The organism is Streptomyces sp. S07_1.15 (assembly GCF_020739505.1).
In the GTDB taxonomy this organism is placed as follows: domain Bacteria; phylum Actinomycetota; class Actinomycetes; order Streptomycetales; family Streptomycetaceae; genus Streptomyces; species Streptomyces xinghaiensis.
Genome location: NZ_JAJBZK010000001.1, coordinates 2,790,262 through 2,808,454 on the forward strand (window position 1 = coordinate 2,790,262; position 18,193 = coordinate 2,808,454).

13 protein-coding genes are annotated in these 18,193 nt (G+C 71.8%); all 13 read left to right on the forward strand.

The genetic code is table 11. The features are described 5' to 3' along the window. The first annotated feature begins 195 nt into the window (after positions 1 to 195). The 13 genes from LIX60_RS11895 to LIX60_RS11955 are packed head-to-tail and all read left to right on the forward strand — an operon-like array spanning position 196 to position 18,181. The gene (locus tag LIX60_RS11895; RefSeq protein ID WP_227958402.1) at positions 196 to 2,043 is read left to right on the forward strand and encodes a phage tail sheath C-terminal domain-containing protein; all 1,848 of its coding nucleotides are present in this window, start codon (positions 196 to 198) and stop codon (positions 2,041 to 2,043) included. Between the two features lie 7 nt (positions 2,044 to 2,050). Beyond that, positions 2,051 to 2,575: a phage tail protein gene (locus LIX60_RS11900; RefSeq protein ID WP_019710451.1), complete on the forward strand. Its 525-nt coding sequence runs from the start codon at positions 2,051 to 2,053 to the stop codon at positions 2,573 to 2,575. 19 nt (positions 2,576 to 2,594) lie between these two features. Continuing rightward, a complete protein-coding gene (locus tag LIX60_RS11905; protein ID WP_265584845.1) occupies positions 2,595 to 3,584 on the forward strand; it encodes a hypothetical protein in 990 nt (329 codons plus the stop codon). Continuing rightward, a complete protein-coding gene (locus tag LIX60_RS11910) occupies positions 3,577 to 4,308 on the forward strand; it encodes a hypothetical protein (protein WP_227958403.1) in 732 nt (243 codons plus the stop codon). The genes LIX60_RS11905 and LIX60_RS11910 overlap by 8 nt, the downstream gene beginning before the upstream one ends. Positions 4,309 to 4,311: 3 nt before the next feature. Next, complete coding sequence (locus tag LIX60_RS11915; protein ID WP_227958404.1) at positions 4,312 to 5,481, forward strand: DUF4255 domain-containing protein; 1,170 nt, start codon at positions 4,312 to 4,314, stop codon at positions 5,479 to 5,481. A 45-nt stretch (positions 5,482 to 5,526) separates the two neighbouring features. After that, the gene (locus LIX60_RS11920; RefSeq protein ID WP_374117973.1) at positions 5,527 to 7,689 is read left to right on the forward strand and encodes an AAA family ATPase; all 2,163 of its coding nucleotides are present in this window, start codon (positions 5,527 to 5,529) and stop codon (positions 7,687 to 7,689) included. Next, on the forward strand, positions 7,680 to 8,117 hold the full coding sequence (locus tag LIX60_RS11925; RefSeq protein ID WP_227958405.1) for a hypothetical protein: 438 nt from the start codon (positions 7,680 to 7,682) through the stop codon (positions 8,115 to 8,117). The genes LIX60_RS11920 and LIX60_RS11925 overlap by 10 nt, the downstream gene beginning before the upstream one ends. Then, positions 8,114 to 14,647, forward strand: a complete 6,534-nt coding sequence (locus LIX60_RS11930) for a DUF4157 domain-containing protein (protein ID WP_227958406.1) — start codon at positions 8,114 to 8,116, stop codon at positions 14,645 to 14,647. The genes LIX60_RS11925 and LIX60_RS11930 overlap by 4 nt, the downstream gene beginning before the upstream one ends. 10 nt (positions 14,648 to 14,657) lie before the next feature. After that, on the forward strand, positions 14,658 to 15,338 hold the full coding sequence (locus LIX60_RS11935) for a hypothetical protein (RefSeq protein ID WP_157916280.1): 681 nt from the start codon (positions 14,658 to 14,660) through the stop codon (positions 15,336 to 15,338). Further along, the gene (locus LIX60_RS11940) at positions 15,335 to 16,045 is read left to right on the forward strand and encodes a hypothetical protein (protein WP_227958407.1); all 711 of its coding nucleotides are present in this window, start codon (positions 15,335 to 15,337) and stop codon (positions 16,043 to 16,045) included. The genes LIX60_RS11935 and LIX60_RS11940 overlap by 4 nt, the downstream gene beginning before the upstream one ends. A gap of 4 nt (positions 16,046 to 16,049) precedes the next feature. Next, a complete protein-coding gene (locus LIX60_RS11945; protein WP_019712138.1) occupies positions 16,050 to 16,466 on the forward strand; it encodes a hypothetical protein in 417 nt (138 codons plus the stop codon). A gap of 43 nt (positions 16,467 to 16,509) precedes the next feature. Continuing rightward, a complete protein-coding gene (locus tag LIX60_RS11950) occupies positions 16,510 to 17,601 on the forward strand; it encodes a hypothetical protein (RefSeq protein WP_227962737.1) in 1,092 nt (363 codons plus the stop codon). 40 nt (positions 17,602 to 17,641) lie between these two features. Beyond that, entirely contained in the window at positions 17,642 to 18,181 is a 540-nt protein-coding gene (locus tag LIX60_RS11955; protein WP_227958408.1) for a phage baseplate assembly protein V, read from the forward strand. Positions 18,182 to 18,193: the final 12 nt, after the last annotated feature.

Here is an 18,193-nt window from a genome sequence, read left to right on the forward strand (position 1 = left end):
CTTGACGGGGCGCCCAGACTCCAAGTGGCACTCATGCACCAAGAGCCACAGGCAATTAACGCCTGGGCGCGCGGTACCGAAAATCGCGCGGGGTGTGCGTCGGGGGGACGGAGAACGTGCGCGCGCGTTCATGGGCCGTACACAACTCCTTCATCCCTTCTTCTCATCTCTTGGTGCGCGAAGGGAATGGAGGGAATGCCGGTGCGAACGGCCCATCCCGGCGTATACATCGAGGAACTTCCCAGTAGCGTCCGCACCATCGGCGCGGTCACCACCTCGGTGACCGCCTTCGTCGGGCACACCCGCCGAGGGCCGCTCAACCAGCCGGTGCGGATCACCAGTTTCGCCGACTTCGAACGCCGCTTCGGGGGTCTCACCGCCCGCAGCGCGGTCGGCCACGCCGTCCACCAGTTCTTCGGCAACGGCGGCTCCGCCGCGGTGATCGTGCGCGTGGCCGCGTCCGGCTCCGGGGAGGAGGCCGAGGTCACGCTCGAGTCCACCGAGGACGGCAGCGCCCGCCCGGTGCTCCGGGTCACCGCCCGGGAGGCCGGCGTCTGGGGCTCCGGCCTGCGGGTGTTCGTCGACCACGACACCCGGCGCCCGGACGAGACCTTCAATCTGCGGATCACCGACGCGAACGGCGAGGCCCGGGAGAGCTACACCGGGCTGTCCATGGACCCCGGTCACGGGCGCTTCGTGGAGACCGTGGTGAACGAGGGCTCCGAGCTGGTGCGGGTCAGGGTGACCGGCGAGGGCCGGCCCGACCCGTCCGGCACGGTGTCGAAGCCGTTCGGGGCCGAACTGCCCGACCTCGCCGTCGAGCTGACCGTCAAGATCGGCAAAACGGAGCGCAGCTTCACCCTGTACGACCCCGCGGTGGACGGCCCGGCCCCGGTGACCGTCACCGAACTCGCCCTGCTGCTGGAGCGGAAGCTGCGGGCGCTGCCCGACGCGCCCGGCAAGCGGGCCTTCGCCCGGGCCGAGGCCACCGCCTTCGGCGACCGGATCCAGGTGGTCGCCGGGTCCGCGGACCCCCGCGACACCGTCCGGTTCCTCGGCGAGTGCGCCAACGACCTGGGCCTGGAGGGCTCGGTCAACCCGCCCGTCTTCCCGCTCACCGGCGGCGCGGACGGCGATCCGCCCGGACCGCGGGACCTCATCGGCAGCGAGGACCTCAAGACGGGGCTGCACGCGCTGCGCGACGCCGACGACGTCAACCTGCTGTCCCTGCCCGAGCTGGCGGCGTACGAGTCCACCGAGGACATGGTCACGGTCATCTCGGCGGCGGTGGCGCTCTGCGAGGAGCGGCGGATCTTCCTGCTGGTCGACGCCCCGGCGTCCTGGACCAGCGTGGACCGGGCGCGGGCCGGGCTGGCCGCGTTCGACCCCGTCCGCAGCGACCACGCGGCGCTCTACTTCCCGCAGGTGCGGCTGACCGACCCGCTCACCGGGCGGCTGCGCGCCTTCCCGCCGTCCGGCGCCGTGGCCGGCGTCACCGCCCGTACGGACGGTGAGCGCGGGGTGTGGAAGGCGGCGGCGGGCACGGAGGCCCGGCTGGCCGGCGTGCGGTCGCTGACCGTGCGGATCACCGACCGGGAGAGCGGCCTCCTCAACCCGCTGGGCGTCAACTGCCTGCGCACCTTCCCGGTACTCGGCCCGCTGGTCTGGGGCGCCCGCACCCTGGAGGGCGCGGACGGCCTGGACAGCGACTGGAAGTACGTACCGGTGCGGCGGCTCGCCCTGCACATCGAGGAGAGCCTCCACCGCGGGCTGCAGTGGGTGGTCTTCGAGCCGAACAGCGAACAACTCTGGCAGCAGATCCGGCTGGACGCCTCGTCGTTCCTGCACACCCTGTTCCGCCAGGGCGCGTTCAAGGGCCGCACCCCGCGCGAGGCGTACTACGTGAAATGCGACGCGGACACCACCACCGAGCAGGACATCGCACAGGGCGTGGTGAACGTCGTGGTGGGATTCGCGCCGGTCAGGCCCGCGGAGTTCGTGGTCGTCAAGATCCAGCAGATCGCCGGACAGTTCGAGATTTAGGAATCCGATGGCCGAGTTTCAGATCAACGCCCATCGCTTCGACCCGTACAAGAATTTCAAGTTCCTCGTTCTCTGGGGCGGGCGTACGGTCGCGGGCATCAGTAAAATCAGCCCGCTGAAGCGCACCACCGAAGTGGTCAAGCACCGCAATGGCGGCGACCCCAGCACTCCGCGCAAATCGCCCGGGCGTTCCGAATTCGAGGGTGTGACGCTCGAACGCGGTGTCACCCACGATCCGGAATTCGACCGCTGGGCCAACAAGGTCTGGCAGGTCGGGGCCGGGCTGGGCGCCGAGGTGTCGCTCGCCGACTTCCGCCGGGACATCGTGATCCAGGTCCTCAACGAGGCCGGGCAGGTGGCCGTCTCGCACAAGCTCTACCGGGCCTGGCCCAGCGAGTACCAGGTCCTGGGCGAGCTGGACGCCAACGCCAACGCCGTCGCGATCCAGAGCCTCAAGCTGGAGTGCGAGGGCTGGGAGCGGGACTACGAGGTGCCGGAGCCGACGGAGCCGTCCTTCACCAACCCGGTCTGAGCGCCGGACGGTCCGCGTGATGGAGACGACGGCGCCGGCGGAGGCCCCGCGGCCCGGGACGGTGCACCCGCCCGGGACCGCGGAGCTGCTGGCCGTGTGGGAGGCGGGGCTCGCGCAGCACGGCCCCGGGCGGGCCCTGCTGCTGCACCGCGCGGCCCGCCCGGGGACCGGCACCGGCGAACTGCTGGCGATGCCGGTCGGCGAGCGGGAGACGGATCTGTTCGCGCTGCGGAGCGCGCTCTTCGGCGAGCGGATGGAGGTGCGGATCGAGTGCCGTGCCTGCGGGACGTCGATGGAGTTCGACCTCGACGCGGGGCGGTTGCCCGGTGAACCGCCGCGGCCCGGGGGCCCGTTGCGGGTCGCGGAGGACGGCTGGGTGGTCGAGTTCCGGCTGCCCACGGTCGCCGACCTCGCGGCGGTGGCCCGGGCGGCGGCGGACGGCGGGACGGACGGCGGGACGGGGACGGACGGCGGAGCAGAGGCCGGGCCCGGGTCCCGTACCGGCTCCGGGGCGGACTCCCGTACCGGCTCCGGGGCGGGGCCGGATCCGGATGCCGGTGGGGAGGGCGGCGTGCGTGGTGCCTCGGACGGTTCCGCCGGTTCCACCGCTGCCGCCGGTTCCGCCGGTTCCGGCCCCGCCGCGCCGGCCCGGCGGATGCTGCTGGCCCGCTGCATCGTCTCCGCGGTACGGAACGGCGAGCCGGTCCCCGGGGACCGGCTGCCCGACGCTCTGCCCGAGCGGGTGCGGCGGCGGATCGCCGAGGCCGCCGAGCGCGCCGACCCGGCCGCCGAGGTGACGCTCCACGTCACCTGCCCCGAGTGCGGCGAGGCCACCCCGGCCGAGCTGGACATCGCCTCCTACCTCTGGACCGAACTCGACTCCTGGGCGCGGGACCTGCTGCTCGACGTCCACCTGCTCGCCACCGCCTACGGCTGGAGCGAGCCGGAGATCCTGGCGCTGAGTCCGCTGCGGCGCCGCTACTACCTGGAGCTGTGCGCAGATGGCTGACCCCGACTACTTCGACCGGCTGCTGGCCCGGTACACCCCCGTACGGGCGGTGACCGGCGCCGCCGCCCCGGCGCGGGTGCGGCCCCGGCTGCCCGGCCCGTTCGAACGGGTCGAGTCGCTACGTCCGGCGGGCCCCGGGGAGGACGAGGACGGATTCCTCTCCGCGCCCGCGCCGCCGGCCGCCCGCGGGGTGGTCGAGACGGTCCGGCGGGAGCGCGAGGTCCGGACCGACCGGCACACCGTCGTCCGCTCCGAGGTGCCCCGCGGCGAGCCCGGACCGCCGGTCACCCCGCGGCCCGCGGCGCCGCTGCTGCGGCCCGCCGCGCCGGTCGCACCCGGTCCGCGTCCGGCGGGGCGGGAGGCCCCGCGGCGGGAACGGCGGGCCGCGGCCGCCGCGCCCGCCCCCGGCGTGCCGGAACCCACGGTCGCGGCGGCCGCGCCCCACCCCCCGGGCGTGGTCGCCGCTCCCCCGGCCGCCGTACCGCCGCGCCCGCGCGAGGCGGACACGGCCGCGGCCCGGGAAGCCGCCCGCTCCGGTGCCGGACGGCGCCGGGGACGGGGCGCGGAGCAGGTCGTGCATGTGGAGATCGGCCGGCTGGAGGTCAGCGCCGCGGGCGCGGCCCGTCCCGGCGAACGGGCGGGCGGCGGTTCCGGCCGTACGGGCCGGCCCGCGCCGGCGCTGAGCCTGGAGGACTACCTGACGCGCGGCGGACGGAGGAGCTGAGGCATGAGCAACGCACTCGCCATCGCGACGGTCACCCAGGCGCTGGCCCACCTGATCGCGAACAACCTGACGCCCGAGTTCAACGAGGCGGTCCGCGTCGAGCCCCGCAAGCCCCCGGCCGACCCGCCGCCCGACCCGCTCATCACGGTGTTCTGCTACCAGGTGACGCCGAACGCCTCGATGCGCAACAACGACCTGCCGACCCGGGCCTCCGACGGCACCCTCGTCCAGCGGGCCGCGGCCGCGCTCGATCTGCACTATCTGATCAGCGCCTACGGGGAGGAGGCCGAGCTGGTCGGGCAGCGGCTCATCGGATGCGTGGTGCGCACGCTGCACGAGATCCCGGTGCTGCCGCGCGACGTGATCACGCAGGCCGCCGAGCGCCCGCATCTGGCGGGCAGCGATCTGGCCGACTCCGTGCAGAAGGTCCGCTTCACCCCGACCCAGATGGACATCGACGAGACCTCCAAGCTCTGGGGGATGCTCCACCAGACGCCGTACTCGCTGTCGGTGGCCTACCAGGCGTCGCTGGTGCTGATCGAGGGCCGTGAACTGCCCGTCCAGGCGCCGCCGGTGGAGCGGCACACGGTACGGGCGCTGCCCTTCGGCGCCCCGGGGGCTCCGGTGCCCCCGGGCGGCGGTACGGAGGCGCCGGACGGTCGGGCGCGGGCCGGGGGCCCGGCGCCGGTCGGCGGTGGCGCGTCGCGCGCGGGGCGCAACCCCGGCGCGGCCGCGGCCTCTTCCGCGGCCCGGCCCGGGACGGCCCCCGCCGCCGCGACGGCCTCCGCGGCCCCGTCGGCGACCGCGGCTTCCGCTCCGGCGGCGGCCGGCGCGGCCGCCCGGCGGACCACGGCCCGGGCCGGCCGGCCCGGGGCCGTGTCACCGGCGGCACGGACGAGGCCCGAGGAGCCCGCGCCCGCCGCCACGGCGCCGACGCGCAAGTCCCGTGTCACCGGCGCGTCCCCGGTCCCCGGGCCCGGCGCGGGCCGGAGCACCGCCGCCGTGCCCACCGGCACGGCCGGCACGGCGGGCTCCACCGGCACAGGAGGTGACGCCGGCCCGGCGGGCCCGGCGGGCCCGGCGGGCACGACCGCCGGGAACGGCACCACCGGCCCCGGAAGCGGCGGCGCCGACGGCGCCCCCGGCGCGGCCGGCGAACAGCGGGAGGGCTGAGGCGCGGTGGCGGGGACAGGCGAGGGCGGGATGGCGTCCGGCGGGATGGCGTCCGGCGGGGCCGGGCCGGCCGCCGCGTCCGGGTACGCGGACGGTGCGGCGCTGGCCGCTGCCGTGCGGTCGGTCCTGGCGCGCCTCGACGCCCACGCCGCCCGCGCCCGGACGTCCACCCGGCCGGAGACCGGCGGACCCGGCACCGCCGGCCCGGCCTCCCCCGGCCCGGCCCCCGAGCCAGTCCCCGGCGCGCGTCCGGGAGCGTCCGGGACGGAACCCCACCCGGCTCCCGCCCACGCCCACGCCCACACCGACGCCCCGGGCCCGGGCACCGGACCGGACCGGCCCGGGAAGGAGCCGTCCGCCGGCCCCGGGCCGGGGGCTCCCGAGCGGTCCGCGTCCGGCGGCCCCGCCACCCTCGACGCCCTCGTGGCCTGCTTCGGCCTCAGCTCCTTCGAACGCGACGTCCTGCTGCTCGCCGCGGCCGCCGAGCTGGAGCCGACCACCGCCTCCCGTTGCGCCGCCGCGAGCGGGGACCCCGAGCGCCCGTACCCGACGTTCTCCCTCGCCCTGGCCGCGCTGACCGAGCCGCACTGGAGCGCCCTGACCCCCGTGGCCCCGCTGCGCCGCTGGCGGCTGGTCGAGCCGGCCGACGAGACCCGGCTGACCGGCTCGCGCCTGCGCCTGGACGAGCGCATCCTGCACTTCCTCCTCGGCTCGCCGTATCTCGACGCCCGGCTGCACGGGCTGCTGCGGCGCGTGCCGCTCCCCGCCGGCCTCCCGCCCTCGTACGACGCCGCCGCGCAGCGGATCGCCACCGGCTGGGCGGAGTCCGGGCCGGGCGTGCCGCCGCGGGTGGAGCTGGTCGGCGGCGACCGGCACACCCGGGAGGAGATCGCCGCGTCCGCCGCCCGCCGCAGCGGACTCGGGCTCTACACGATGGCCGCCGAGGACGTGCCGTCCGGTCCCGCCGAGCGCGACCGTCTCTCCCGGCTCTGGCAGCGCGAGGCGATCCTGCTGCCCGCCGCGCTGCTGCTGGAGAGCGGCGAGCTGGACCGCGAACAGGCCGCGGCGGCCGACGCGTTCATCGCTGGCGCCGCCGTGCCGCTGGTCGTCGCCAGTACGGACGCCCGGCCCGCCACGCACGCGACCCGCGGGGAGCGGATCACCGTCCCGGAGCTCGGCGACGAGGAGCAGCTGCGGCTGTGGACGGAGGCGTTCAGCGGGGTGCCGGGCGTCGGCGAGGAGCAACTGCGGGAGCTCGTCGCGCAGTTCTCGCTGCCGCCGCACGTCGTGCGGTCCGCCGCCGCGACGGTGCGCCGCAGCCTCGCCGGCGGGGAGGCCGCGGGTCTGGACGCACAGTCACTCGCCTGGCGGGCCGGGCTGACCGAGGCCCGGATGGGCCTGGACGAGCTGGGCCGCCGGATCGAACCGGAGGCCGGCTGGGACGATCTGGTGCTGCACGAGCGCCAGTTGCGCATCCTGCGCGAGATTGTGGCGCACGTACGGCAGCGCGGCACCGTCCACCAGGAGTGGGGTTTCGCCCGGACGCTGCGCCGGGGCCTCGGCGTCACCGCGCTCTTCGCGGGCGGCTCGGGCACCGGCAAGACCCTGGCGGCCGAGGTGATGGCCAAGGAACTGGGGCTGGACCTCTTCGTCATCGACCTCTCGCAGGTGGTGTCGAAGTACATCGGCGAGACCGAGAAGAACCTGCGCAAGGTGTTCGACGCGGCGGAGCGCGGCGGGGCCCTGCTGCTGTTCGACGAGGCCGACGCCCTGTTCGGCAAGCGCAGCGAGGTCAAGGACAGCCACGACCGGTACGCGAACCTGGAGGTCAGCTATCTGCTGATGCGGATGGAGGCCTACCGCGGCCTGGCGATCCTCACCACGAACATGAAGAAGGCCCTGGACACGGCCTTCATGCGGCGCATCCGCTTCGTCGTCGACTTCCCCTTCCCCGGGGAGGCCGAGCGGGCCGAGATCTGGCGCCGGGTGCTGCCCGCGCAGGCTCCGGTCAAGGACATCGAACCGGAGCGGCTGGCGCAACTCACTGTGGCGGGCGGCTCCATCCGCAACATCGCGCTGGCGGGCGCCTTCCTCGCGGCGGAGGAGGGCGAGTCGCTCCGGATGCGGCACATGCTGGCCGCCGCCCGCACCGAGTACCTGAAGCTGGAACGCTCCCTGACGCCCTCGGAGGTCCGCGGATGGATCTGAACGGGACCCGTCGGAACGAGACGGGACGGAACGCGGCGGGGCCGACGACGGGAGCCCTGCCGGACGAAACGCCGCGGTCCGCCGGGCCGGAGCGGGCCCGTCCGCCCCGGGAGATCCGCGTCGAGATCGGTGAGCTGGTGCTCGACGGCTTCGACGCCCGCGTGGACACCGACCGCGTGACGGCCGCATTCCGCACCGAACTCACCCGGCTCGTACGGGAGCGGGGCGTGCCGCTGGCGTCCGGCGGCCGGGACCTGACGGTGGAGGCCCTGTCCGGGCTGCCGCCGCTGCCGCGCACCGCCTCACCCGCCCGGCTGGGCGAGGCCCTGGCGCGCGCGGTGCACGCGGGGCTTTCGGGGGACGGCGCGCCGGACGCCTCCGGCGGCCCGGAGCGGCGGCCGGGTTCAACGGGACGGGGGCGCACATGAGTTCGCACGCGTCACAGGACTCCCGCGCGGAGGCGGCGCGGAACGCCAAGCGCCGCAAGCGCCGGGAGCGCTCGGCGAAGAACACCGCGCCGGAGCCCAAGGACATCGTCAGCGGCGCCGGGCAGCCGCTCGACCTGAGTGTGCGCCGGGAGCTGGAGGAGCAGCTCGGCCACGACTTCAGCCGGGTGCGGCTGCACACCGACCGGGACGCGGGTGCGCTCACCGACCTGCTGGGCGCGGACGCGGTCGCCGTCGGCCAGGACATCTTCTTCCGGGAGGGCACCTACCACCCGGGCACGGCGGAGGGGCAGCGCCTCCTCGCCCACGAACTGCTGCACACCGTGCAGAACCCGGACGGCCTCGGCGCCCTGCGCGCGGGCCGCGACCTGGGCGCGGTGAGCCTGCCGCAGCAGGCGGCGGAGCGCGAGGCGGAGTCGGCGGCGCAGGAGTCCGTACGGAACGCGATGCTGGGCTCCGTACGCGAGGACGAGCCGGCGGCCGAGGTGGAGCCGGGACAGCCGACCCCGGGCTGGCTGCGCTACGCGACCGTGGACGCGGACCGGCGGCGGGCGGAACTGCTGGACCCGGCGACGCTGGTGGACCGGTTGGCGAACTCGATCGTGCGCTCCCTGCGCGGCGACCCGGAGGACCGGTCGAAGCGGACCCGCATGCAGTTGGCCCGGCTGCCGGAGGACTTGCAGGAGTCGGTCCTCGACCGGCTGGAGGCGAGGCTCCTCAGCTCGGAGCACGAACGGGTGCTCGACCTCGTGGACGAGATCGAGGACCGGGACGACGACTTCGGGCAGGAGTCGCACGAGGCCCCGCGGATCGAGCCGGATCTCGCCGAGGAGCTGCGGTTCCAGGAGGAGACACAGCGGCGGTCGGCCGAGGAGGAGCAGCAGCGCGAGCAGCGGCCGCCGACCGCGCCCGGCCCGGAGAAGGACCGGTCCGACGACGGCGGCGCGACCGGCAGCACCCCGCAGAACGGCGGCGAGCAGGGGGAGAACGCCACCACCCCGCAGGGCGGAAGCACGCGGGAGCAGCAGCCGGGCGGCGCGGATTCCAGCGGTACGGCGGCCGGGGAGCAGCAGACGGAGAGTCCGGCCGCGGCACCCGCGCAGGAGGCGGCGGCTTCCCAGGGCCAGGGCGACTCCGCCGACGCCAAGTCCGACGACGGTGCCGCGGGCGGCGAGCAGAAGAACGCCGAAGAGGGCGCGGAGCGGACCGAGCAGGAGAGCACCCCGGCCGCGAGCGAGGAGGAATCCGCGGCCAGGAACCGGCCGGGCGCGGCGGATGCCCTGGTGGCGGGCCAGCAGGTCAAGAAGGAGGACAAGGCCGGGCAGGAGAAGCCCACGGGCTCTCCGACGACGGCCGGGCAGGACACCCAGCTCTCCCGTGCCGTCAGCACCCTGGACGGCGTACGGGGACAGGATCTCGACGAGCTGGCGGAGGAGCCCGACGAGGACCCGTTCGGCCAGGGCAGCCAGTCCGAGGTCGAGGTCGGCGGCGCTCCGAAGAGCGCCTGGGACATCAAGCTCCAGCCGGAGGACTTCCTCCCGCAGCAGGACCTCGACGTGTCCGCAGTGCCGACCGCGGACGAGCTGGACCCGTCCTCCTCCGCCGCCCCCGCCATGCCGTCCTTCCCCGCTCCGCCGGAGACCAGGGCCGACAGGGTGCAGGCCGAGCGTGACGCGGAGGACGCCGAGGACGCGGCGGCCGAGGCCGAGCCGGAGGAGAAGGACCACACCGCCGGCTCCGAGACACCCGAGCGGTCACCGGAGACCGAGGGCACCGGCCCGGACGGGCAGCCGGGCGGGCTCGACCTGGAGAAGCCGGAGGCGCGGCCCGGCCCGGGCACGGCGTCGAGGGACCCCAAGGCCGGTGCCGACCCGAAGGAGGGACCGGTCGCGGCGCAGACCGCGGTGCAGGAGGGTCCGGCCGGTTCCGAGAAGGAAGAGAAGACCGAGGAGCAGTCCGCCAAGGAGGAGAAGGGCACCTCGGCCAAGGGCGAGGAGTCGGGGAAGAACCCGGAGAAGGCGTCCCAGGAGGCGGCGGGCGGCCAGTCGGCGGAGAAGGACCCGGCGGCCGAGGAGGGCAAGGGCGGCCCGGCCGGTGAGAACGGCGGGGGCCAGACGCAGCAGGAGTCGGCCGAGGGCGGCAAGAGCGAGCCGGCGGCGGAGGCGCAGGACACGTCCGCCGCGCGGGACAGCCATGTCTCCGGCACGTCCAACGCCGACGTGCCGGGCGGCGCGAGCAGTGACGCGGCCTCGGGCTCGCAGAGCGAACCGTCGGGCGGTCCCGCGCAGACGGAGGAGAGCCCCACCACCACGGACGCCCCGGCGGCACGGACCTCCGCACCGGCCGCGCCCGCACCCAAGAAGGCCCCCGCCGCGGCACCCGCGCCCACCGCGGCGCCCAAGCCCGAGACGGAGAAGCCGAAGTCCTCCCCCGCCAAGTCCGGCTCGGCGGCCAAGGCACCACGGGGCGGAGGCGGAGGCGGCGGCGGCGGTCCGGCCAAGGGAGGCAAGGGGAAGGGCAGGAAGAAGGACACCGGCGCGGCCCCGAACCTCTCCCAAGTCTCCCCGGAAGCCGGCCTGTCCACGGCCTCGAAGCTCAAGCCGCACAAGGCGATGGAGGCGATGGGCTCAGTCAGCGGCTCCGTGGACCGCACCGTCGGCGACGAACACCAGCAACTCGCGGCCTCCCCGCCCTCGATGGAGCGGCCCGCCGGTGCCCCGCAGACCCTCCAGGGCCGGCCGAAGACCGACGCGCCCGCCCAGTACTCCGAGGACGAGGCCGCGAAGTCGAAGGCGCCGGAGGGCGAGAAGGCGGAGGTCAAGGGCGCCAAGGAGCCCGAGGGCGACATCGAGGCCGAGAAGGCCGAGGAGCCCGGCGGCTGGGACACGTTCAAGATGGCGCTCGGCTTCGGCCTCGGCAAGGTCGCGAGCTGGCTGGGCTTCGAGGTGGACGCCTCCGAACTGGCGGCCAAGTTCGCCGGGCTGCCGACGAAGGACGAGGCGCTCAAGCAGGCCCAGGCGGGGAACGCGCCGGGCGTCGGGATGAAGGACGCCGCCGACGGCACGGCGGACGAGCAGGGCGCCGCCGTCGACAGCAAGGGCGAGGACACCGTCGCGACGGGCCGCGACGACGCGAACCGCAAGATGGGCGAGGACCAGGTCTACCCGGACGCTCCCAAGGAGCAGATGCAGGCCAAGGTCCCGGGCGCACAGGGCGGCAAGGGCGGCGGCCCGGGCGGCGGCGGAGCCGGCACAGGCGTGGTCCCGCCCGAGGCGGCGTCCGAGGTCGCGGAGCACGACAAGGGCCCGGAGTTCCAGGCCGCGTTCAGCAAGGGCCAGAGCGACATGTCCAGCGGCCGGCAGGCCAAGGACAAGGACTTCCGGGTCTCCCAGCAGAAACACAAGGAGCAGGTCGACTCCGAAGTCGCGAAGAACACCGAGAGCCAGGCGGGCGAACGCGAGAAGGCGATGAGCGAGGTCACCGCCGAACGCGAGAACTGGCGCACGGAGCAGGACAAGGAGCTGGAAAGCCTCGGCACCAAGAAGACCGAGCGCCACGAGAAGGTCCGCAAGGACGTCAAGGACAAGGAAGAGGAGACCGACAAGGACACCGAGAAGGAGAAGGAGGACAGCGACAAGAAGATCAAGGACAAGAACACCGAGGCCGAGCAGGACGCCGAGAAGAAGCGCGACAGCAGCGTCGAGGAATCCGGAAACTGGGTCACCAAGGCGTTCGACTGGATCAAGCAAAAAGTCATCGAGATCAAGAACGCGATCGTCAGCGTCATCAAGAACGCGCGCGAGGCGGTCGTCGGCTTCATCAAGAACTTCAAGGAGACGGTCGAGCGCTGGATCAACGAGGCGCGCGAGGCCATCGTCGAGGCCATCAAGAACTTCATCGACGATCTGATCGAGTTCGCCAAGGCCATGGTGCGGGCCGTCATCGAACTGGCCAACCGCATCCGGAAGTTCATCACCGACCTGATCGCCGCCGCGATCGCCCTGGTCAACAAGCTCGCCAACATGCTCAAGCAGGTCATCAGCGATCTGCTCAACGCCATCGGCAAGCTGCTGAGCAGACTCCTGGAGATTCTCAGGAAGGCGCTCCTGGACGTCGTGAAGGCCGTCATGGACGCCATCAAGACGGTCCTCGAATACGCCTCCAAACTGCTCGCCGCGCTCGGCGACTTCATGCTGATCGCCGTCGACTTCCTCTCCGACCCGGGCGGCTGGCTGAGCGGCGCGAAGAACTCCGCGGTGGACGGTGCGAAGAACCACCTGTTCGCCGAGGTGAAGGCCGCGGTCAAGGAATGGTTCCAGTCCAAGATCGAGGAGATCCTGGGCATCCCGAAGGCGATCATCGACAAGCTGATCAAGGGTGGCTACACCCTGGAGAAGATCGTCAAGGAGACGTGGGACGCCATCGTGCCCTCGCTCCCCTTCATCATCGGCGAGATCGTCATCACCAAGGTCGTCGCCAAGCTGATCCCGGGCGCGGGCTGGGCCATGGCCGTCATCGACGCCATCAGGGTGGCCATCGGCGCCCTGGGCGAGATCCTGCGCGCGATCGGCGCGGTCATCACCTGGCTGAAGGCCGTCCGCCAGGGAGGCGCGGGCGTGCTCTTCGCGAAGGCCGTGGCGGCCGGAATCGTGGCGCTCCTCGAACTCGCCTACGAGGCGCTGCTGAGCGGCATCGGCAAGTACATCGGCAAGGTGGGCCGCCGGCTCAGGGGCGTGGCGGCGAAGCTCGGCAAGAAGAAGGACAAGCCGGGGGACAAGAAGGACGCGGGCGGGGACGGCTCGGACCCCAAGAAGAACACGGACAAGGACAAGGGCGGCGACAAGAAGGACCAGGACCGTCCCGGCACCCAGAAGCCCACCACGAAGACCTCGGACACCCCGGGCAGCACCCGCCCGACCACGACAAAACCGAAGCCGGACACGTCGAAGCCGGACACGAAGCCAAGCACGAAACCGGACGGCAAGCCCGACCGGAAGAAGGACACCGACAAGCCCGGCGCCAAGCCGGACACGGGCAAGCCCGGCCCGAAGAAGGACCAGGACAACACCCCGAGCACCCCCGACAGGCCGAAAGGCCCGTCCGACAGGGACGGCGACAGCACCAGGCCCAGGGGCACGGACACGGACACGGACACCAAGCCGAAGCCGGACAAGGACGACGACAAGCCGGCCACGACGCCCCCGTCCCCGAAGCCCAAGCCGAAGGACAAGGACAGGGACGCCGACAGCACCAAGCCGAAGGAGGACACCCCAGGCAAGCCCAAGAACAAGGACGACGACTCCACCCAGCCCAAGAAGGACGACCCGCCCTCGACGAAGCCCAAGAACAAGGACGGGGACGGCACGAAGCCGGACAAGGACGACGACAAGGACGGCCCGGGGCGCCCGAAGTCCGACAAGGACAAAGAGGAACGGAAGAAGGAAGAGGAATCTCCGGATGCTCTGGATCAGCGACTGGACATCATAACGGCGCGTATCCGTGCATACCTTCTCCCGAAGTTGAGGGAGGGGATACCGGAGAACACTTTCGACGCGACCCTCATCGCCCTGCGGAACCGGTACCGCCTGAGAAGTTTGCGAGCCTACGGCAACCCTGACATCGACGTCATCGCCAGGCTGAATCCCACTTCGAACCCGGTGGATGCAGTCCGTACGGATGAGCCGGGACAACCGCAACCGATCATCCGCCTGGAAGAAGAAGAAAGGCCGCTCCCCCCAACAGATTACCCCGACCTTCCGCCCGGTGTGCGCGCGAACGAGGTCACCAAGGTTCATTACCTGCACAAACCCATCAGGCAGGGCGAGCCGGCCGGTGCCGCAAATGATAAAGAAGGCGAGAACCCTCCTGGCCACAAAAAGGAGATGCGGTACTGGCCGGATGCGATCGTCAAAATGCACTTGATTCCCGACAAAATGGGTGGCCCTGCCACCGGCGCGAATCTGGTTCCCGCCCCCTCGCGCACGAACAGCCGCTTCAATACACAGGTGGAAACCCCTGCGGTGAACGAAGCGAAATCATCAGACAAATCCATGTCCTGGTACAAAGCTGTGGTCCAATTCTCACACCCCTCCCCATGGGAGAATTTCCCCTCACGTATTACCGGGTCGTGGAATACGTACGAACCATCTGACAAGGAAGCCAGCGGCTGGAAGGAAAAAACGGCAACACCCGACAAGACGTACTCGGAACCCGTAGCCATCCCTCGCAAGCCAGACGAAGACTGGAAGATCAGAGTCAGCGACCAGTACGAGTCTAAAACTCGCCTCAAGGAACGGTTGACAAATCCAAGGCCTCCCATTCGGAAGCCATCGAAACGACTCCTGGAAGACATCCTGGAGATGGCCCAGGAAAGGAAGTTCGACAACGCGGACGACCTTCTCGATCGCTTGAGGAAGAAGGGAAAATACACAAAGGATGAGATCGACGGCATCGAGGAAGCGCTACGCGGCCTGGACAGAGAAGATCTGATCGACTACGAGCCCTTGGAATAGCGGTGACCCCATGAACACGCATGATGAATGCAAGAGCCGCCTACACACGGCACTCCACGAGCTTAGAACAAGGACCGAGATCGAAATCCTTGCGCATGACTTCGAAGGGGCACCGCTGAGCTACGCGAGCCCGGAGGAGGTGGACGGGGCACTACAGCAACGTTTCGACACACATCTCCCGTCTTCGGTGCTGGCATGCACAGCAGCACACGAAACATTCGGCTGTCACTGGAGCCTCAAGCACACCTCAGGGACTGTGAACGGAGAATTTAACCTACACCCGCCCGCAACCTCCCTGCCCATCGAACCGCCATCTCTCGAATGGGACCTAGCAGAATCCGAGGAAGAACTCAGCGAGCAATTCCTCGTCATCGACGAATTCCCTGGGGGAGGTACAGATTCCTACACGGCGTTGCGGCTCGTCCCAGGCGGCACACAAGCACTGATGTGGTACCACGAGGCGGAACGTGGCGCACTGCCGATGAATATCGATTACTGCATGTACCTACGGGCGCTTGCCGTGACCAAGGGCACTCTCGGGTGGCAATTCTTGTTCGTCGACGTGTCATTGGAGGACTCGGAATTCAGCCCTTATGTCATGGGCCTCAAAGCCATGCTCGCGGCGTTCCCGGGCCTCTTCCCGGATCACGACTATGCACCCCTTCGTGAACGCTTGGAGGCCCGCCTGTGACCCGCTACGCAGACATCCCCAAGCCCATCCGCTCCGGCATCGTCATCGTCGACCCCGAGCGCGGCACCCCGCAGCGCATCATCGTGCTGCAGTTCAACCCCGACACCCTTGAGCGTTCACTCGCGCCACAGGCCGCGGGGACCGGTGATGCCGGTGGCGGCGGAAGTGGGCAAGGGGACCGGAACGAGGCGTTGCGGCTCAAGGGGCCCGCCGAGGAGACCTGGAAGTTCACCGCCGAGATCGACGCCACCGACCAGCTGGAGGTGCCGGCCCCGGACGGCATCCACCCGCAGCTCGCGACGCTGGAAATGCTGGTGCAGCCCACCACCGCGCAGCTCCGCGAGGCGAGCCGGCTCAGCAAGAAGGGCACCATCGAGATCTCCCCGATCGAGATGCCGCTGACCCTCTTCACCTGGGGCAGCAAGCGCGTCATGCCCGTACGGCTGACCGAGCTGTCCGTCAACGAGTCCGCGTTCGACGTCAACCTCAACCCGATCCGGGCCGCGCTCAGCATCGGGATGAAGGTGCTCACCGTCAGTGATCTGCCGGCGGGGCACCGCGGGGCCGAGCTGTATCTCGCGCATCTGGCGCAGAAGGAACGGCTGGCCGGGACTGTCCGGTCCGGGACGCTCGGTTCGCTCGGCCTCACCGGGGCCGACATCGGCATGGGGCCCCGGGCGGCGTCCACACGCATGGGGAGGGCGTAACACCATGATCGAGCCGTATGACAGCGCGCTGGACGCGATCCCCGGAGCGCATCCGTATCCGCGCGGCAGCCGGTACCACGACGCCGAGATCGGGGCGTACTGCTTCCCCGACGGCACCGAAGTCCGTTACGCCAAGCGCCGGTTGCTCCCTCCACTGCCGGACGAGGACGGGTCCGGGGACGACGGCGACACCGCCACGCACATCGTCGGCGCCGGCGAGCGGCCCGACCATCTCGCACAGCACTACTTCGGCGACCCGGGCCAGTGGTGGCGGATCGCGGACGCCAATCCGGTGCTCGACCCGCGCGAGCTGACGGCCGAGCCGGGGCAGGAGATCGCGATTCCGCTCCCGGGCGCCTTCACCGCGCCCGGAAGCGGCGCGCCGGGGCGCGGAGCGGCGGGGGGCGGCGGACGTGGCTGACGAAGATCCGGTCGGCGGCGGCCCGGTCCATCTCACCCTGCACATGGGGCCGAAGCTGGTCCGCCCGGTGCCGTACGAGGTGTCGGAGGCCCTGCTCTCCGTGCAGATCACCAGCACGGCGGGCGAACGCAGCGGCTTCCAGCTCGCGTTCGACCTCACCAAGCGCGGCGCGATCATCCAACGGCTGCTCCCCGACGGTTACTTCGACCCGCGCACCCGGGTCATCGTCACCGCCTCCGTGCGCGGCACCCCGCGCGTCCTGCTCGACGGGCTGATCGTGCGGCAGGAGGTCGGGGCCAGCAACCAGCCGGGGCAGACGACCCTCACCGTCACCGGCGAGGACCTGAGCCTCCTCATGGATCTGGAGGAGCGCACCGAGCGCTACCCCAACCTCGCGCCCTCCGCCCGGGCCGCCCGCATCCTGCGCGGCTACGAGGACTACGGCATCCAGCCGTACGTCGTACGGGAGCAGATCGAGCAGCCGCCGCGCGCCCAGCTCCGCGTCGAGTACCAGACCGGTACGGATCTCGCGTACCTCAACGAGTTGGCGCAGGCGAACGGTTATGTGTTCTATCTCGAACCCGGTCCGACGCCCGGCTATTCGACCGCCTACTTCGGTCCGCAGAAGCGGGTCGGGCAGCGGCAGCACGCGCTCAACGTCAACATGGACGTCAACTCCACCGTGGACCAGCTCACCTTCGCCTATGACGGCACCGCGCGCGAGGAGCCGCAGGCGCGGGTGCTGGACCCGGTGACCCGGCGGGCACCGCTGCTCCCCCAGCCCGACATCAGCCCGCTGCGCCCGCCGCTGGGAAGGCGGGCCAGCCCGGCGCTGAAGCGCCGCAAGCTGACCGGCACCGCCAAGTTCAGCCCGGAGCAGGCCCGCGCCGAGACGCTGGCGCGGGCCGCGACCTCCGCCGACGCGGTGTCCGGCTCGGGGCAGCTGGACGTCAACCGGCACGGCTACATCCTCCGGCCTCGCGAGCTGGTCGGGGTGCGGGGCGCCGGGCTGACGTACGACGGCGACTACTACGTCACCAGCGTGACCCACAACCTCCGCCCCGGCTCGTACCAGCAGAACTTCACGCTTTCGCGGGAGGGCCTCGTCGCGCTGAGCGACACCGTCCGTCCGTGACCGGAAACCGGGCAGCCACAGGAACCTGGAGAAGCACACGATGGCGCCAGCAGCAGGACCAGGACCCAACAACCGCTATCTCGGCAAGTTCCGCGGCCGGGTGGTGGACAACGACGACCCGTTGCGGATCGGCCGGATCACGGCGCTCGTGCCGGACGTGCTCGGGGACGAGCCGTCCACCTGGGCCATGCCCTGCTTCCCGTTCACGGGCCGGGAGGCCGGCCAGTACGTGGTCCCCGAGGAGGGGGCCGGGGTGTGGATCGAGTTCGAACAGGGGGACGCGAGTTTCCCGGTCTGGACGGGCTGCTGGTACGGCGACGCGGACGAACTGCCCCCGGACGCGCGGGCGGCGGCCCGGACGGGCGCCGAACCGGTCGTCATCGAGAACCGGAGCCACCACAGGATCGTGCTCCACGACTCCCCGGACGGCGGGATTCTCCTGCAGGCGCCGGGCGGCGCGTTCATCCGGATCAACAACGCCGGTGTGCAGATCAACAGCGGTGCGGGGACCTCGATCGTCCTCGACGGCGATCAGGTGGACGTCAACGAGGGCCGGCTGACCGTGCCCAAGAAGAGCTAGCAGAGGAACGGG

What these genes read in the sequence shown, in the direction of transcription:
- LIX60_RS11895 (WP_227958402.1), top strand. Translation starts at nt 196, where the DNA reads ATGCCGGTGCGAACGGCCCATCCCGGCGTATACATCGAGGAACTTCCC.
- LIX60_RS11900 (WP_019710451.1), top strand. Translation starts at nt 2,051, where the DNA reads ATGGCCGAGTTTCAGATCAACGCCCATCGCTTCGACCCGTACAAGAAT.
- LIX60_RS11905 (WP_265584845.1), top strand. Translation starts at nt 2,595, where the DNA reads ATGGAGACGACGGCGCCGGCGGAGGCCCCGCGGCCCGGGACGGTGCAC.
- LIX60_RS11910 (WP_227958403.1), top strand. Translation starts at nt 3,577, where the DNA reads ATGGCTGACCCCGACTACTTCGACCGGCTGCTGGCCCGGTACACCCCC.
- LIX60_RS11915 (WP_227958404.1), top strand. Translation starts at nt 4,312, where the DNA reads ATGAGCAACGCACTCGCCATCGCGACGGTCACCCAGGCGCTGGCCCAC.
- LIX60_RS11920 (WP_374117973.1), top strand. Translation starts at nt 5,527, where the DNA reads ATGGCGTCCGGCGGGGCCGGGCCGGCCGCCGCGTCCGGGTACGCGGAC.
- LIX60_RS11925 (WP_227958405.1), top strand. Translation starts at nt 7,680, where the DNA reads ATGGATCTGAACGGGACCCGTCGGAACGAGACGGGACGGAACGCGGCG.
- LIX60_RS11930 (WP_227958406.1), top strand. Translation starts at nt 8,114, where the DNA reads ATGAGTTCGCACGCGTCACAGGACTCCCGCGCGGAGGCGGCGCGGAAC.
- LIX60_RS11935 (WP_157916280.1), top strand. Translation starts at nt 14,658, where the DNA reads ATGAACACGCATGATGAATGCAAGAGCCGCCTACACACGGCACTCCAC.
- LIX60_RS11945 (WP_019712138.1), top strand. Translation starts at nt 16,050, where the DNA reads ATGATCGAGCCGTATGACAGCGCGCTGGACGCGATCCCCGGAGCGCAT.
- LIX60_RS11950 (WP_227962737.1), top strand. Translation starts at nt 16,510, where the DNA reads ATGGGGCCGAAGCTGGTCCGCCCGGTGCCGTACGAGGTGTCGGAGGCC.
- LIX60_RS11955 (WP_227958408.1), top strand. Translation starts at nt 17,642, where the DNA reads ATGGCGCCAGCAGCAGGACCAGGACCCAACAACCGCTATCTCGGCAAG.